Source organism: Streptomyces coeruleoprunus (genome assembly GCF_039542925.1).
In the GTDB taxonomy this organism is placed as follows: Bacteria; Actinomycetota; Actinomycetes; order Streptomycetales; family Streptomycetaceae; genus Streptomyces; species Streptomyces coeruleoprunus.
In genome coordinates this window covers 7,060,917-7,074,071 of sequence record NZ_BAABIT010000001.1, presented here as the reverse complement: position 1 = coordinate 7,074,071, position 13,155 = coordinate 7,060,917, and the positions used below count along the sequence as shown (strand labels likewise).

Sequence of the window (13,155 nt, the reverse complement as noted above, 5' to 3'; positions counted from 1 at the left end):
CTTTCGCCCCTCCACGCCCATTGTCCGACTGTCGGATCGAGTTCTACGGCCCCGGAGGCGACCACATGGGCAGGCACAGGCAACCTCGGGAGACGGGCGGCGCCCGCCATCCCGTCGTCAGGACGACCACCGCCGTGGGAGCGGCCGCCGCGCTGGCCCTCTTCGTCCAGGCGTCCCACGACAGCCGCCCACCCGGGGCGGAGCCCGGGGCGCACGGCCCGTCGGCCCGCGCGGCGCTCCCCTCGGGTCCGGGCGGGGGCGCTGACGCCGACCGCGCCGGCAGGGGGCGACCCGAGGACGGCGGCATGTCGCCGACGGCCGTCCCCGACCTCACGCCGCTGCCCTCCGGGACGTCGTCGCCCTCACCGCGACCGACCGCCGGCGCCACGTCGCCCGCCGAGGCGGGCCGGCGCACGGAACCGGCCACGTCCACCCCGCACGGGGACGACGCGCGGCCCTCGCGCTCCGTGGGAGCCGCCACTCCCCCGGCCTCCGCGGGCGCGGGGGAAACGGCCCGGCCGTCGCCGTCGCCCACCGCCGGCGGCCCGGTCGGCGACCTGCTGCACGACCTCGTGGGCCCCGGTGGCGGGGCGCAGCCCTCGGACACCGCCACGGCCACGGCCGCCGGCGGCGGGTCGGGGTCCGGGGAGGCCCCGTGACCGGGAGCCGTCCCGGCCCGGCGGTGTTTTGATGAAGGAATGACGCTTCTCGTCGGGACGTCGGGGTGGCAGTACAAGGACTGGCGGGGTGTCCTCTACCCCGAGGGGACGCCCCAGCGGCTCTGGCTGGAGGAGTACGCCGCCGGGTTCGCGACGGTCGAGTCGAACAACGCCTTCTACCGGCTGCCGTCACGCGAGATCTTCGAGACGTGGCGGCTGCGCACCCCGCCGGACTTCGTGATGGCGGTCAAGGCGAGCCGTTTCCTCACGCACATCAAACGGCTGCGGGAGCCCGAGGAACCCGTGGAACGGCTGATGAGCCACGCCGAAGGACTGGCCGACCGGCTCGGACCGGTGCTCCTCCAGCTCCCGCCCACGCTGCGCGCCGATCCGGGGCTCCTCGACGCGTGCCTCGGCTGCTTCCCGGCCGGTGCGCGCATCGCGGTCGAGCCGCGCCACGACTCCTGGTGGTCGCCCGCGGTGCGCCGGGTGCTGGAGGACCGGGGCGCCGCGATGTGCTGGGCCGACGCGGGGGCGCGGCCCGTGACGCCGCTGTGGCGTACGACGGACTGGGGGTACCTGAGGTTCCACGCCGGAAGGGCCCGGGCCTGGCCCCGCTACGGCCGGCGGTCCCTGGAGACCTGGGTGCGGCGCGTGGCGGACGCCTGGCCCCACGACCGGGACGTGTACGCGTACTTCAACAACGACCCGAACGCCGCCGCGGTCCTGGACGCCGTGGTCTTCGCACGCGCGGCCCGTGCGGCCGGACTGACCGTGACCCGCACCCCGACACCCCTGCGGCCCGGCCCTCAGCCGGGGCGGCGGTAGGCGTCGACCTTCCTGATTGAACGCAAAACTTCACGTTTTCCGCCAGGAAAGCCGGAAGACATCCACACGAATTTGCGGTATGCGCACTGATCCTCCATCATCATGACTGACCGTCAGTTCCACCTAGGCAAAGGCCGCATGTCCGTCCTCGAATTACCGGACCTCATACGTTTCGCCCGGCAGCACTCGCCCTTCTACCGCGACCTCTACGCGTCCCTGCCGCCCGGCACCGACCGCCTCACCGCCCTCCCGGTCATCGACCAGCGGGAGTTCTGGGCGGCCAACACCCTCGACGGCAACCGGGTCCTGACGGGCCCGCTCCACGAGGCGACCGTCTTCAAGACCGGCGGCACCACCGGGGCGCCCAAGTTCTCCTTCTACACCCGCGACGAGTGGCGCGCCTTCGTCGCCGCCTTCGGCCAGGGGCTCCCGGACGCCGGGCTGCGCCCGGGCCACCGGGTGGCCGACCTGTTCTACGCGGGTGAGCTGTACGCCAGCTTCCTGTTCCTGCTCGACTCGCTCGCCCACGCCCCCGTCGACAACGTCCGGTTGCCGATCGGCGGCGCCGCGCCCCTGGAGTCGACCGTCCCCACGCTGCGGGACTTCGCCGCGCAGGTGGTGACCGGCACGCCGACCACGCTGTGCCGGCTCGCCGAGCACCTGATCGCGCACGATCTGCGGCTCGACGCCGTGGAGCTGGTCCTCTTCGGCGGCGAGGCGCTCTTCGCCGACCAACGCCGCCTGCTGGCCGCCGCGTTCCCCCGGGCCGAGGCCCGCTCGGTCGGGTACGCCAGCGTCGACGCGGGACTGCTCGGCCGGCCCGTGCGGGGCGACGACCCGCGCGTGCACCGGGCGTTCACGCCGCACTCCGTCGTCGAGATCCTCGACGACGCCACCGGCGAGCCCGTCACCGAACCGGGACGGGCGGGGCGGGTCGTGGTGACCAGCCTCTTCCGCCGCCTCATGCCCGTGATCCGCTACCCGGCGGGCGACCGCGCCGAGTGGACCGACGTCCGGGCCGGGCACTTCCGGATCCTCGGCCGCGCCGAGGAGGGCGTACGGGTCGGGCCCGTGTCCCTGTACACCCAGGACGCGCAGGACGCCGTGGCCGCGGCGGACACCGCGGGCCGGATCGTCGGCGTGCAGCTCGTCGTGCGCCGCTGGGACGGCCGAGACGGGCTGGTCCTGCGGCTGGCCACCGCCCCGGGCGACGACGACCCGGCCGGTCTCGAACCGCTGGCCGAGGCCGTCGTCATGGAGCTGGAGTCGGTCCGCCCGCTGTATCCGCAGAGCGTGCGGGCGGGGTTCGTGCACCCGCTGTCCGTGGAGTGGGCGCGCCACCGCGACCTGGCCGTGAACCCGCGGTCGGGGAAGCTCGTCCGCGTCCTCGACGAGAGGCCCACCGCGTGAACGTCCCCACGGCCCCGCCGGTGCGCCCACCCCGGACCGACGAGCCCGCCGCCCGGACCGGCCGGACGAACCGGACAGCCCAGACGGCCCGGACCACCCAGCCCGGCGAGGCACGCCGGACCGTCCCGGACGGCAGGTCCACACGGACCGCCCGGACCCCCCGGGCCGCCCGCATCGAGCCGGCGTCCGTCGCCGACATCGCCGAGCTGCGTCAGCTGTACTACGCCGTCTACGGGCCGCACTACCCGGTCGGGCTCGGCACCGACCCCGCCGAGATGGCCCGGCTGCTGCGCGACCCGCACTGCCTGTGGCTGGTGGCCCGCTGCCCGGACACCGGTGCGCTGGTCGCGTCCGCCGCCGTGCACGGCGAACCCGGCAGCCGTATCGGCCGGCTCGAGGGCCTGGCCGTCCATCCCGACCACCGCTCCGGCGGACTGGCCGGCGCGCTGACCGAGGCGCTGTGCGCGGGCACGCTGGACAGCGGGCGCTTGGACTCGGTGTACGCCACGGTCCGTACCGTGAGCCCCGGTCCGCAGCGGGCCGTCGCCCGCCACGGCTTCCGGCCGCTGGGCGTCCTGCCCAACGCGGTGGATCTGCGCTGCCGCGAGAGCCTCGCTCTCTACGCGCGTCACTCCCCCGGTGTGCTGGACCGCCGCGTCCCCGTGCCCGAGGTGCCCGCGCCGCTGGTGCCGCTGCTGCGGACCGTCGAGCGCTGTCTCGGCGTCAGCTACCGGGACACGCGCGCCGCCGGACCGGCGCGGAAGGAGGAACGGCCCGCGGCGGGCGGCGAGCCGCTGGAGCTGATCGAGGCGCCCTCCTTCGTACGGCGCCGCTTCCGCGAGCGCTTCCCGGACGCGGGCGGCTGGTTCTACCCGCTGCACACGCCCAATGTGCTGCTCGCACCGGACGACGGCCGGTTCGAGGTGTACGCGTACCTCAACCGCACCGGACGGTACTGCTCACTCGTCGCCGCCCATCCCGGACCGGCCGCCGCGGCCGCCTGTCTGGAGCCGGTGACCCGGGCCCTGACCCGGGCCGGCGCCGGGTACGTCGAGGCGCTGGTGCCGCTGGCGCACCACGAGGCCCTGTCGGTGTTCCTCGCCGAGGGCTTCGTGCCCGGGGCGCTGTACCCGGCGATGCGCGCGGACGAGGACGGCTTCCACGACTACGTCGTGCTGTCCCGCTCCACCGAGCGCGTCGACTTCCGCGGCGTCGTGGCCGAACCGGCCCTGCGGCCCTACCTGGACTCCTACCGGTCGGCCTGGGCGTCGACCCATCTGCCCCCTGACGAGGTTGCCCCATGAACCCGCACCTGGCCCCGGTCGGCGTCCCCGACCCCACGGCGCTGCCCCATGTGCAGCGGCTGTGCGACCTGGCCGACCCGTACGCCTCCGGACCCGCCGAGGACGAGCTGTTCGCCTCCGCGATGGCGGAGATCAACGCCTGGCACGCCGAACGCTCGCCGTTCTTCCGCGCGTTGCACGAGGCGACCCCGCCCGCGCGGCCGTACCGCACGCCGCTCGTGCACGCCAACTTCTTCAAACGGCACGAGGTGCTGTCCGTCCCCCGGGACGACATCGAGCTGCACCTGACGTCGTCCGGCACGACCGGCCAGAAGTCGCAGATGTTCTTCGACCGGTGGACCATCCGCTCGGCACAGCGCATGGTCGCGCGGATCTTCGAGCGCAACGGCTGGATCACCCCGGACCAGGAGGTCAACTACCTCCTCTACAGCTACGAGCCGGCCCCGGCCCTCAACCTCGGCACGTCCTTCACGGACAACTACCTGTGCGACTTCGCGCCGGCGCGGACCGTCGAGTACGCGCTGCGCAACACCGGCGGCGGCCACGAGTTCGACCCGTTCGGCTGTGTCGCCGCGCTGCGCCGCTTCGCCGCCGACGACGCCCCGGTGCGGATCCTCGGCTTCCCGGCGTTCCTGTTCTTCACGCTGGAGCGGATGCGCGCCATGGGGCTGCCACCTCTCCGGCTCCCGGAGGGATCCCTCGTCGTGCTGGGCGGCGGCTGGAAGGGGCACGCCGACCGGCGCATCGGCAAGGACGAGCTGTACGCGCGGGTCACGGAGCAGCTGGGCATCCCCGGCGAGCGCGTCCGCGACACGTTCGGGTCGGTCGAGCACTGCGTTCCGTACATCGAGTGCGACCGGCACCGGCTGCACGCCCCGGTCTGGTCGCGGGTCGCGATCCGCTCGACCCGCACGCTGGAGCCGCTGCCGTACGGCGAGCCCGGCTACCTGCACCTCGTCTCGCCGTACATCACGTCCGTACCGGCGCAGAGCGTCGTCATGGGCGACCTCGCCTCCCTCCAACCCGGCGAGGCGTGCGGCTGCGGGCTGTCCACGCCCTGGTTCACCGTGCACGGCCGAGCCGGGGTGAGCCGCAACCGGAGCTGCGCGGTGGCCGCCGCCGAACTGATGAAGGGAATGTCGTGACCCACGCGCACAGCACCGGCGCACCGCACTACTGGCAGGGCGCGCTCATCGGCGACGAGGAGGCGGAGCGCCGGCTGGCCGGCCTGGCCGCCACGGTCGAGGACGTCCTCGGAACGCCGCTGGACACCGAGACCGTGCTCGCCGCCTGCGACGCGCTGGCGACGGCCCTGCGCGACCCGGAGCACCCGGTCCGGGCCCGGCTCGTCCCGCACCTGCCGGAGGGCGAGGACCCGTCGGTCCTCACCGAGCTGGGCACCTATCTGAGCCGGGGCGAGCTGACCCGCAAGCTGCGCCGCGAACTGGGCGGCACGGCCCCGCAGCGGCTGAACCGCCCCGACGCCCGCGAGACGGTCTACGAGGCGTGGGCCCCGGTCGGCCTGGTCGCGCACGTCGCACCCGGCAACGCCGTGACCGTCGCACCGCTGAGCGTCGTCGAGGGCCTGCTCGCCGGGAACGTCAACGTGCTCAAGACCAGCGGCGGCGACACCCTGTTCGCCCGGCACCTGCTGGCGGAAGTGGCCGCCCTGGACCCGACGGGCGGCATCGCCGACCGGGTGATCGTGCTGCGGTTCCCGTCGTCGCGGCAGGAGTGGCTGCGCCTGATGTGCGCGCCGGCCGACGCGGTCGCCGTGTGGGGCGGCGAGAGCGCCGTGGAGGGGGTCGCCGCCCATGTGCCGCCGGGCTGCCGCCTGGTGGAGTGGGGGCACCGGATCTCCTTCGCGTACCTGGCCCGTGAGGCCTGGCGGGACCGGGGCGCGCTGGAGGCGCTGGCGGCCGACGTGTGCCGGTACGAGCAGCAGGCCTGCTCCAGCCCGCAGGTGGTGTACCTGGACACGGACGACGCGGAGGAGGTCTTCGCGTTCGCGGAGCGGTTCGCGGGGGTGCTGGCCGCGCACACGGCCGACGTGCCGCCGCCGGAGGGCGAGGCCGCTCCCGCCGAGGAGGCGGAGGTGACCACGACCGAGCTGATCGCCCGGCTGGAGGAACACCTCGGTCTGACGCGGGTGTTCGCCGCGCCGGACGGCGCGTGGCGGGTCATGGCCGACACCCGGCCCGCGCTGACCGCGTCGCCGCTGCACCGCAGCGTGTGGGTCAAGCCGCTGCCGCGCAAGCGGATGATCGGCGCACTGCGTCCCATGCGGCGCTATCTGCAGACGGCGGGGCTCGCGGGCGGCCGCAGCGACATCGCCGAACTGTCCCGGCTCGCCCTGGCGTCCGGGGTCACGCGGGTGACGCCGGTCGGTTCCATGCTCGACGGCTACTCCGGTGAGCCGCACGACGGCGTGTACGCCCTCCAGCGCTACAGCCGCCGTGTCGCGGTCCGGGCCGACGCCCGGTTCGCGACGACCGCCTGCCTGGACGACCTGGTCCGGCCCGCCGTCCTGCCCGCACCCGTGGGCCCGTTGACGGACAAGGAGGCGGTCCAGGAACGCAACCGGCACGTGGCGCGCGCCGACGCGGAGCTGTACTTCCGCAGCGGCGGCAGCACCGGAGCGCCCGCGCTGTCCCTGTTCAGCTACGACGACTACGACACGCAGATGTGCGCCGCGGCCCGCGGACTGCTCGCCGCCGGCTACGACCCGGCGCGGGACCGCACGGCCAACCTGTTCTACTGCGGCGGGATGTACGGCGGTTTCCTCAGCTTCTTCTCCGTCCTGGAGCGGCTGGGCGGCGTGCAGCTGCCCCTGGCGGCCGGGCCTGACCACCGGGCGACGGCCGAGGCGCTGATCGCCCACGGGGCCGACACCCTGTTCGGCATGCCGTCGTACCTCTGGCAGCTGCTGCACGCCGAGGCGGAGGCCCTGCGCGCGTACGGCGGCATCCGGAAGATCTTCTACGGGGGCGAGCACTTCACCGCCGCACAGCGCCGCGTGCTGGAGGAGACCTTCGGCGTCGAGGTGGTCCGCTCCATCACCTACGGCAGCACCGACCTCGGCCCGCTGGGCCACCAGTGCACCGAGAGCACCGGCGGCGTCCACCACCTCCACGCGGACCTGCACACGCTGGAGATCGTCGACGTGGAGGAGGACCGGCCGGTGCCGCCCGGCGAGACGGGACGCCTGGTGTTCACCACGCACGCCAGGCGCGGCCAGGCGCTGGGCCGTTACGTCATCGGCGACCTCGGCCGGGCGGTGCCGGGCCGCTGCGCGTGCGGCAGTCTGGCCCCGCGCTTCGAGCTGCTCGGCAGGACCGGCGACGTGATGCGGGTGGCCACGTACTTCCTCCACCACGGCCGCTTCGTGACGATCGCGGAGCGGAGCGCCGGTTACGGCGGCGAGCTGCAGGTCGTCCTCGCCGCGGGCGACGGCCGCGAGCACCTCACCGTCCGCGTGGAACGCTCCGCCGCACCGGACCCGCTGCGCCTGCGCGACGCGTTCCTGGCGGATTATCCGGAGCTGCGCACGGCCGTGGAGGAGCGGCTGCTGGACCTGACGGTCGAGGCGGTGGACGGCCCGTCCCTGCACCGCAGCCCCACCAGCGGCAAACTCCGCACGGTGGTGGACCGGCGCGGCTGACGACCGCCCGGCGGAGGGGCGGGCCGGTCAGCCCTGGGGGTCCTGCGGTGCGGCCGTGACGTCGCGCAGGCCCCGGTCGGTCAACTCGGTGCGCTCCTCCGTCCGGTGCCCGCGGGCGATGTAGTCGCGCACGACCAGTTCGACGGCGTCCTGGGGTGATCCGACCCCGGCGAGGACCATCACTTCCACGACCAGCTCGGCGTCGAGACTGATGGTGACCTTGGCCATGGGCTCCCCCTCTGTCGCGCTCCGTCGCGTCTCCCCGCGGGACTCTAATCCAGGCGTCAGCCCTTGACGACGCCGAGGGGGACGAGGCGGGCGACCGGGCGGGCCAGGCCCGCGCCCTCCGTGGCGCGGGCCACCGCGTCGATGTCCTTGTAGGCGCCGGGCGCCTCCTCCGCGAGTCCGCGCCAGGACGACGGGCGCACGGCGATGCCGTGGGACTCCAGGTCGTCGCGCAGCTGCTCCCCGCGGACGCGGCGCAGGGCCTGGTGGCGGCTCCAGACGCGGCCGGCGCCGTGGCAGGCCGAGGCGAAGGCGTCGTTGCCGGCGGTGCCGGTCATCACGTACGAGGCGGTGCCCATCGTCCCTGGGACCAGGACGGGCTGTCCCGCACCGGCGAGGTCCCGCGGCAGGTCGGGGTGGCCGGGCGGGAGGGCCAGGGTGGCGCCCTTGCGGTGGACGCAGAGGCTGCGCCGTGCGCCGTCCACCTCGTGCGTCTCGATCTTGGCGGTGTTGTGCGAGACGTCGTACACGAGGTCGAGGCCCGCGCCGGCGGCCGTGGCGAAGGCGCGCCGGGCCGCTTCGGCGAGCAGTTGCCGGTTGGCGCGGCCGTAGTTGGCGGCGGCCGCCATGGCGCCCAGGTAGTCGCGGCCGGGCGGGGACACGACGGGGGCGCAGGCCAGCTGCCGGTCCGGGAGGCGGATGCCGTACGCGCGCAGGGACTGGTCCATGACGCGGACGTGGTCGCCGCACACCTGGTGGCCCAGGCCGCGCGAGCCGCAGTGGATCATGACGCACACCTGGCCGTCGTGGAGGCCGAAGCGGGCCGCGGTGTCCTCGTCGTACACCCGGTCCACGGCCTGCACTTCCAGGAAGTGGTTGCCCGAGCCGAGGCTCCCGACCTGTTCCAGGCCCCGCTCGACGGCGCGCCGGCCGACGTGGGACGGGTCGGCCCCGGGCAGGGCCCCGCGGTCCTCGCAGCGGTCCAGGTCGCGCGGGACGCCGTGGCCGTGTTCGACCGCGTAGCCGGCGCCGCCCACCAGCAGGTCCTCCATCTGTGCCGGGCCGGACAGCTTCCACAGCCCGCCGCGCCCCATGCCGCGCGGAATGGTGTCGCCGAGGATGTCCATGAGCCGGCGCATCTTCGGGGCGAGGGGTTCGCGGTCGATGCCCGCGGCGAGGAGCCGGACCCCGCAGGAGATGTCGAAGCCGACGCCGCCGGGCGAGATCACGCCGCCCGCGTCGACGTCGGTGGCGGCCACGCCGCCGATGGGGAAGCCGTACCCCCAGTGGACGTCGGGCATGGCGAAGGAGGCGCGGACGATGCCGGGCAGTGTGGCGACGTTGACGACTTGTTCCAGCGCCTTGTCACCGGTCGCCTGCGGCAGCAGCTCCGGCGTCGCGAAGACCACGCCGGGCACGCGCATCGGATCGCGCCGGTCGATGCGGTACCGGAACGGGCGCTCCTCCACCAGCGGGATGTCCATGCCCCGTCACCGCCCGTCGGCCGTGGGGCGTCCCCGTCAGGAGACCGGCTCCAGGACGAGGAGGCGGATGTCGTGCGGCAGCTGCTCGACGGCCGCCTCCAGGTGTCCGGGCGAGACCTGGGCGCGCACGGCGGCGGTGACGGCGCGGGCGATCCGCGGGACGTCGTCCGCGGCGACCTTGGCCTCCTGGACGAAGCGGCTCACATACGCGTCGCGGTCGTACTTGACGGGGACGACGCTCGGGTCCCAGCCGTCGTAGTAGACGCCGCGCAGCAGCTCGGGCAGCTGGGCCGCGAAGTGCGCGGCAACGTCGACCGTGAGCCGGTCGCGGAGGGTGTGCAGCCAGGCGCGCAGCGCCCGGTGGGCCAAGTGGCGGTCGTCGGTTCCGAGGGCCTCGCACACCGATTTCAGCCAGATGTTGGCGGTGTGGATGGCGTGTTCGAAGTCCGGCGCGTGGGTGACGGACATGAGTCGGTCCCTTCCAGGCTGGTTGCCGGCGGGAGGTCCCCTGTGCGCAGAAGACGGCGGCGCACCGCGGCCTCTCCTCGTCCCTGCTCCACGGCCCATGCTACTGCGGGTGCCGCCCGGGCACGCCCCGGGAGGGAACGGGCCGGTCACACGTCCAGGGTCACGGAGCAGCTCCACCCCTCCGGCCCGGACGTGAGGTGCAGTTCGTGCAGGGTCACCGCCTTGGGCGCGGCCCCGGTCACGGGCAGCGAACCGGCGTCGGCCATGGACAGGTCGGCGCGCAGGCCGCCGGGTACGGGCGTGAGCCGTACGCCGACGGGTACCTCGCCGTCGGTGTCGAGCCGGTAGACGACCTCGTCCAGCAGCTCCACCAGCAGGTCCTCGTCCCGGTCGGCGCGCACCTCCACCGCCCGGCTCCGGACGGGCCGCGCCCCGGCCAGGTCGAGGAACGACACGCACATCCCGCGCACCGCCTGGACCAGGCACTCCTCGCGGGTCGGGGCCCAGGCCTCCACCCGCAGGTCCGCGGTGTGCGGGACGCTGCGGTGACCGCCGCGCGCGGTGGTGTCGTCCTGGCCCGTCACCTCTGCCCCCGGATGTCGTGCGGAGCCCCGCCCTGTCTCCATCCTGGTCCCGTCGCCGGGGGCGCACCACAGGGGGCGGGCCCCGTGGACCCCGCCCCCTGTGGTGCCGAGCCGTGCGGTGCCGGTCAGCAGACCGGTACGCCCGGCACCTGGTTGTCCGGCGAGCTGAGGTAGATGTTGGTCATGTAGCCGCCGTACTGCGGCAGATGGGCCCACCAGTCGTTGACGTACGGCGGGACGCTGACCTGCTGGCCGCGCTTCTGGCAGGAGACGAGGACCTCCACTCCGGCGGGCAGCGTGGTCACCGCCGCCGAGCCGGTGGTCGCCTGGGTGCGCACCCGCACCCCGCTCCCCCAGGTGCCGATCCACGTGCCGGCCGGGCGGGTCGCCCCGGGGACGTTCAGCGAGCGGGTGAGCCGGCCCAGGTCGGTGTACGCCTTGCCGTACGGCGTGCCGCTCGGGTGGAGCGTCAGGACGGCGACGATGGCCCGGTCGCCGGCGCCGACGACGCCCGTGGTGTGCAGGGCGGGACGGGAGAGGTCCACGGCGGCGGCGCCCGCGCCGTTCTGCGCGGACCTGGCGCTCGCCGGGGCCGTGCAGCCGCCGGAGGAGAACCCGGACCAGCCCTGCTTGACGGCCCACGGGCGGTTGAAGGAGCCGGCGATGCCGAAGTGCTGGTCGTAGCCGTCGGTGGCGCAGCGGGTCGACTGCCGCAGGTTGTTCATCACGTAGTCGCGTACGGCCGCGGGGGCGGAGTCCAGCAGGTAGCGGTAGATGGTGACGGTGTCGCGGGCGGACAGGGCCGTGTAGCCCCAGAAGCCGGGGTGGGACGCCGGGGGCCGGGCGGTGTCGGCCAGCCGGAGCCGGGCGACCATGCGGTCGATGACGGCGCCCTGGCCGTTGTTCGCCCAGTAATGGCTCGCCGCGGCGTCGTCGCTGCTGCGCAGCATGGCGTCGATTCGGGTGCGGTCGGCCGCGGGGAGGGTGGCGGGGTCGCGGTTCCACAGCATGTCGAGCGCGATGAGGATCTTCACGACGGACGCCGACCGGAACTGGCCGGCGGCGTTGATCTGCTCGGTGAAGGTCCCGGTCCGCCGGTCGAAGACCGCGACGCCCGCCGTGACGCCGGCGGGCACCTGGGCCCGGGTGGTGGCGGCCGCCCGGGGCGCGGGGTCGGCCGCGGCGGCGGCCGTGGAGGACAGCAGCGCCGCCAGGGCCATGGAGAGCAGCCCGGCGAGTGCGGCCGGGCGTCGTACGCCGCGCGGCGTCGAGGCCCGGGGCGCGGCGGTGTGGCGGGTCCGGCGTGGCAGGCGGGTCAGGGCGCGGAGGAAGGGGCGGTGTGCGGGCATGGTTGGGTGGTCTCCCGGTTCGGTGGCGGTGGTGGAACGGGCGGCACGGGTCAGGGAGTGTCCGCAAAGTAGCGTCGTCCGCCCGAAGGGCGGACGCCGCCAGGCAGACGGGACTTTGCGGACACGACCTAGGGCCCGTAGCACTGGGGGACGCCCGGCAGCCAGTTGTCCGGGTGATCGATGTAGTAGCTGGCCATCCATCCGTGGAAGCCGCGGTTGAGGTTGTCGACGTACACCCAGTACGGGTTGCCGCCGACGGTCTGGCCCTTCGTCTGGCAGGTGACCTCCAGCCGGTCGCCGGGCTGCGACTGTCCGGTGACCTTGGGGCAGTTGCCGGGCGAGGGGAACTCGGGGCAGCGGAAGCCGTGCGAGCCGTCCACGTCGACGCGTGCGTTGACGTTCGTGGCCCAGGTGCTGAACACCCGGTTCGCCGCCGGGCGGGTGGTGGCGGCTGCCTGGGCGGGTGTGGCGACCGCGGTCGCGGCGAGCGCGGCGGTCGCCGCCGCGGCCGCGCACAGGGCGGTGGTGAGCCTCGCGGGTTTCCTCGGCATGTCGTCTCCTTCGGCCGGGAGGGGAGGTGGATGAGTGGTGCGGTGTGTGCACCACCCTCTCGACGGGGCGGCGGCGCCTCCCGTATGAGGGCATACGGCGCGGGCGTGCGCGCCGTCCCACCGGGGAAGCCATGAGCGGCCCCCTGGGCCCGCACGGACGGAGGACCCATGTCCCAGCGCACCATCCGCCTCGCGACCGCCGGCCTCGCGGCCGGTGCCGCCCTCGCCCTGTTCGGCGCGTCCGGAACCGCGCACGCCGGCGCGGCCGGTTTCTACGTGTCGCTCCAGACGCACAGCAACGTCCGGGCCGCCGCGACGACGAACAGCTCGCTGATCCTCAACACGGGCTCGACGAAGGACCGTTACTACCTGGACGGCGTCTGCTACGCGCGCGGTCAGTACGTGAAGGTCGGCTCCTACGGCACGGACGTCTGGTACAAGGGCCACGTCCACGACGGGGTCGACGTGACACAGCCCGTACGCCACAACGTGTGGGTGTGGGGCGGCAACGTCAACATCGGTAAGGACCCGTCGGACTCCGTGGGCCGCTGCTGACGTGTCGCACCGCGCAGGACGCCCCCGGCTCCGCGCGAGCGGGCCGGGGGCGTCCTGCGTGAGAGGGGAGGGGCCGG

At 74.5% G+C, this 13,155-nt stretch carries 13 protein-coding genes; 7 read left to right on the top strand and 6 right to left on the bottom strand.

Annotation, left to right across the window (positions count from 1 at the left end; translation table 11 throughout):
- Positions 1-65: 65 nt before the first annotated feature.
- From ABEB09_RS31685 to ABEB09_RS31660, 6 genes are all read left to right on the top strand, one after another.
- Positions 66-659, top strand: coding sequence for a hypothetical protein (locus ABEB09_RS31685; protein ID WP_345693350.1), 594 nt, complete (start codon positions 66-68; stop codon positions 657-659).
- Between the two features lie 39 nt (positions 660-698).
- Positions 699-1,487: a DUF72 domain-containing protein gene (locus ABEB09_RS31680; RefSeq protein ID WP_345693349.1), complete on the top strand. Its 789-nt coding sequence runs from the start codon at positions 699-701 to the stop codon at positions 1,485-1,487.
- A 138-nt stretch (positions 1,488-1,625) separates the two neighbouring features.
- Positions 1,626-2,897: a phenylacetate--CoA ligase family protein gene (locus ABEB09_RS31675; RefSeq protein ID WP_345694152.1), complete on the top strand. Its 1,272-nt coding sequence runs from the start codon at positions 1,626-1,628 to the stop codon at positions 2,895-2,897.
- Entirely contained in the window at positions 2,894-4,201 is a 1,308-nt protein-coding gene (locus ABEB09_RS31670; RefSeq protein WP_345693348.1) for a GNAT family N-acetyltransferase, read from the top strand. Before ABEB09_RS31675 ends, ABEB09_RS31670 begins: the two co-directional genes overlap by 4 nt.
- Positions 4,198-5,346, top strand: coding sequence for a LuxE/PaaK family acyltransferase (locus ABEB09_RS31665; protein ID WP_345693347.1), 1,149 nt, complete (start codon positions 4,198-4,200; stop codon positions 5,344-5,346). The genes ABEB09_RS31670 and ABEB09_RS31665 overlap by 4 nt, the downstream gene beginning before the upstream one ends.
- Positions 5,343-7,862: an acyl-CoA reductase gene (locus tag ABEB09_RS31660; protein ID WP_345693346.1), complete on the top strand. Its 2,520-nt coding sequence runs from the start codon at positions 5,343-5,345 to the stop codon at positions 7,860-7,862. The genes ABEB09_RS31665 and ABEB09_RS31660 overlap by 4 nt, the downstream gene beginning before the upstream one ends.
- Positions 7,863-7,889: 27 nt before the next feature.
- Here ABEB09_RS31660 and ABEB09_RS31655 read toward each other — a convergent pair whose 3' ends face one another.
- From ABEB09_RS31655 to ABEB09_RS31630, 6 genes are all read right to left on the bottom strand, one after another.
- Positions 7,890-8,090 (bottom strand): type II toxin-antitoxin system VapB family antitoxin, encoded by a 201-nt coding sequence (locus ABEB09_RS31655; protein WP_345693345.1) that lies wholly within the window; start codon positions 8,088-8,090, stop codon positions 7,890-7,892.
- A 56-nt stretch (positions 8,091-8,146) separates the two neighbouring features.
- Positions 8,147-9,571, bottom strand: coding sequence for an RtcB family protein (locus ABEB09_RS31650; protein WP_345693344.1), 1,425 nt, complete (start codon positions 9,569-9,571; stop codon positions 8,147-8,149).
- A 36-nt stretch (positions 9,572-9,607) separates the two neighbouring features.
- Positions 9,608-10,039: a DUF2267 domain-containing protein gene (locus ABEB09_RS31645; RefSeq protein WP_345693343.1), complete on the bottom strand. Its 432-nt coding sequence runs from the start codon at positions 10,037-10,039 to the stop codon at positions 9,608-9,610.
- Between the two features lie 146 nt (positions 10,040-10,185).
- Positions 10,186-10,623 (bottom strand): archease, encoded by a 438-nt coding sequence (locus ABEB09_RS31640; protein ID WP_345693342.1) that lies wholly within the window; start codon positions 10,621-10,623, stop codon positions 10,186-10,188.
- Positions 10,624-10,748: 125 nt separating this feature from the next.
- A complete protein-coding gene (locus ABEB09_RS31635) occupies positions 10,749-11,843 on the bottom strand; it encodes a hypothetical protein (protein WP_345694151.1) in 1,095 nt (364 codons plus the stop codon).
- Positions 11,844-12,100: 257 nt separating this feature from the next.
- The gene (locus tag ABEB09_RS31630) at positions 12,101-12,523 is read right to left on the bottom strand and encodes a hypothetical protein (protein WP_345693341.1); all 423 of its coding nucleotides are present in this window, start codon (positions 12,521-12,523) and stop codon (positions 12,101-12,103) included.
- Positions 12,524-12,691: 168 nt separating this feature from the next.
- Here ABEB09_RS31630 and ABEB09_RS31625 point away from each other — a divergent pair, with 168 nt between their 5' ends.
- Positions 12,692-13,078 (top strand): hypothetical protein, encoded by a 387-nt coding sequence (locus ABEB09_RS31625; RefSeq protein ID WP_345693340.1) that lies wholly within the window; start codon positions 12,692-12,694, stop codon positions 13,076-13,078.
- Positions 13,079-13,155: the final 77 nt, after the last annotated feature.

Coding starts and splice junctions, on each gene's coding strand:
- ABEB09_RS31625 (WP_345693340.1), top strand. CDS start 12,692: ATGTCCCAGCGCACCATCCGCCTCGCGACCGCCGGCCTCGCGGCCGGT.
- ABEB09_RS31665 (WP_345693347.1), top strand. CDS start 4,198: ATGAACCCGCACCTGGCCCCGGTCGGCGTCCCCGACCCCACGGCGCTG.
- ABEB09_RS31635 (WP_345694151.1), bottom strand. CDS start 11,843: ATGGCCCTGGCGGCGCTGCTGTCCTCCACGGCCGCCGCCGCGGCCGAC.
- ABEB09_RS31675 (WP_345694152.1), top strand. CDS start 1,626: ATGTCCGTCCTCGAATTACCGGACCTCATACGTTTCGCCCGGCAGCAC.
- ABEB09_RS31645 (WP_345693343.1), bottom strand. CDS start 10,039: ATGTCCGTCACCCACGCGCCGGACTTCGAACACGCCATCCACACCGCC.
- ABEB09_RS31650 (WP_345693344.1), bottom strand. CDS start 9,571: ATGGACATCCCGCTGGTGGAGGAGCGCCCGTTCCGGTACCGCATCGAC.
- ABEB09_RS31685 (WP_345693350.1), top strand. CDS start 66: ATGGGCAGGCACAGGCAACCTCGGGAGACGGGCGGCGCCCGCCATCCC.
- ABEB09_RS31655 (WP_345693345.1), bottom strand. CDS start 8,090: ATGGCCAAGGTCACCATCAGTCTCGACGCCGAGCTGGTCGTGGAAGTG.
- ABEB09_RS31630 (WP_345693341.1), bottom strand. CDS start 12,523: ATGCCGAGGAAACCCGCGAGGCTCACCACCGCCCTGTGCGCGGCCGCG.
- ABEB09_RS31680 (WP_345693349.1), top strand. CDS start 699: ATGACGCTTCTCGTCGGGACGTCGGGGTGGCAGTACAAGGACTGGCGG.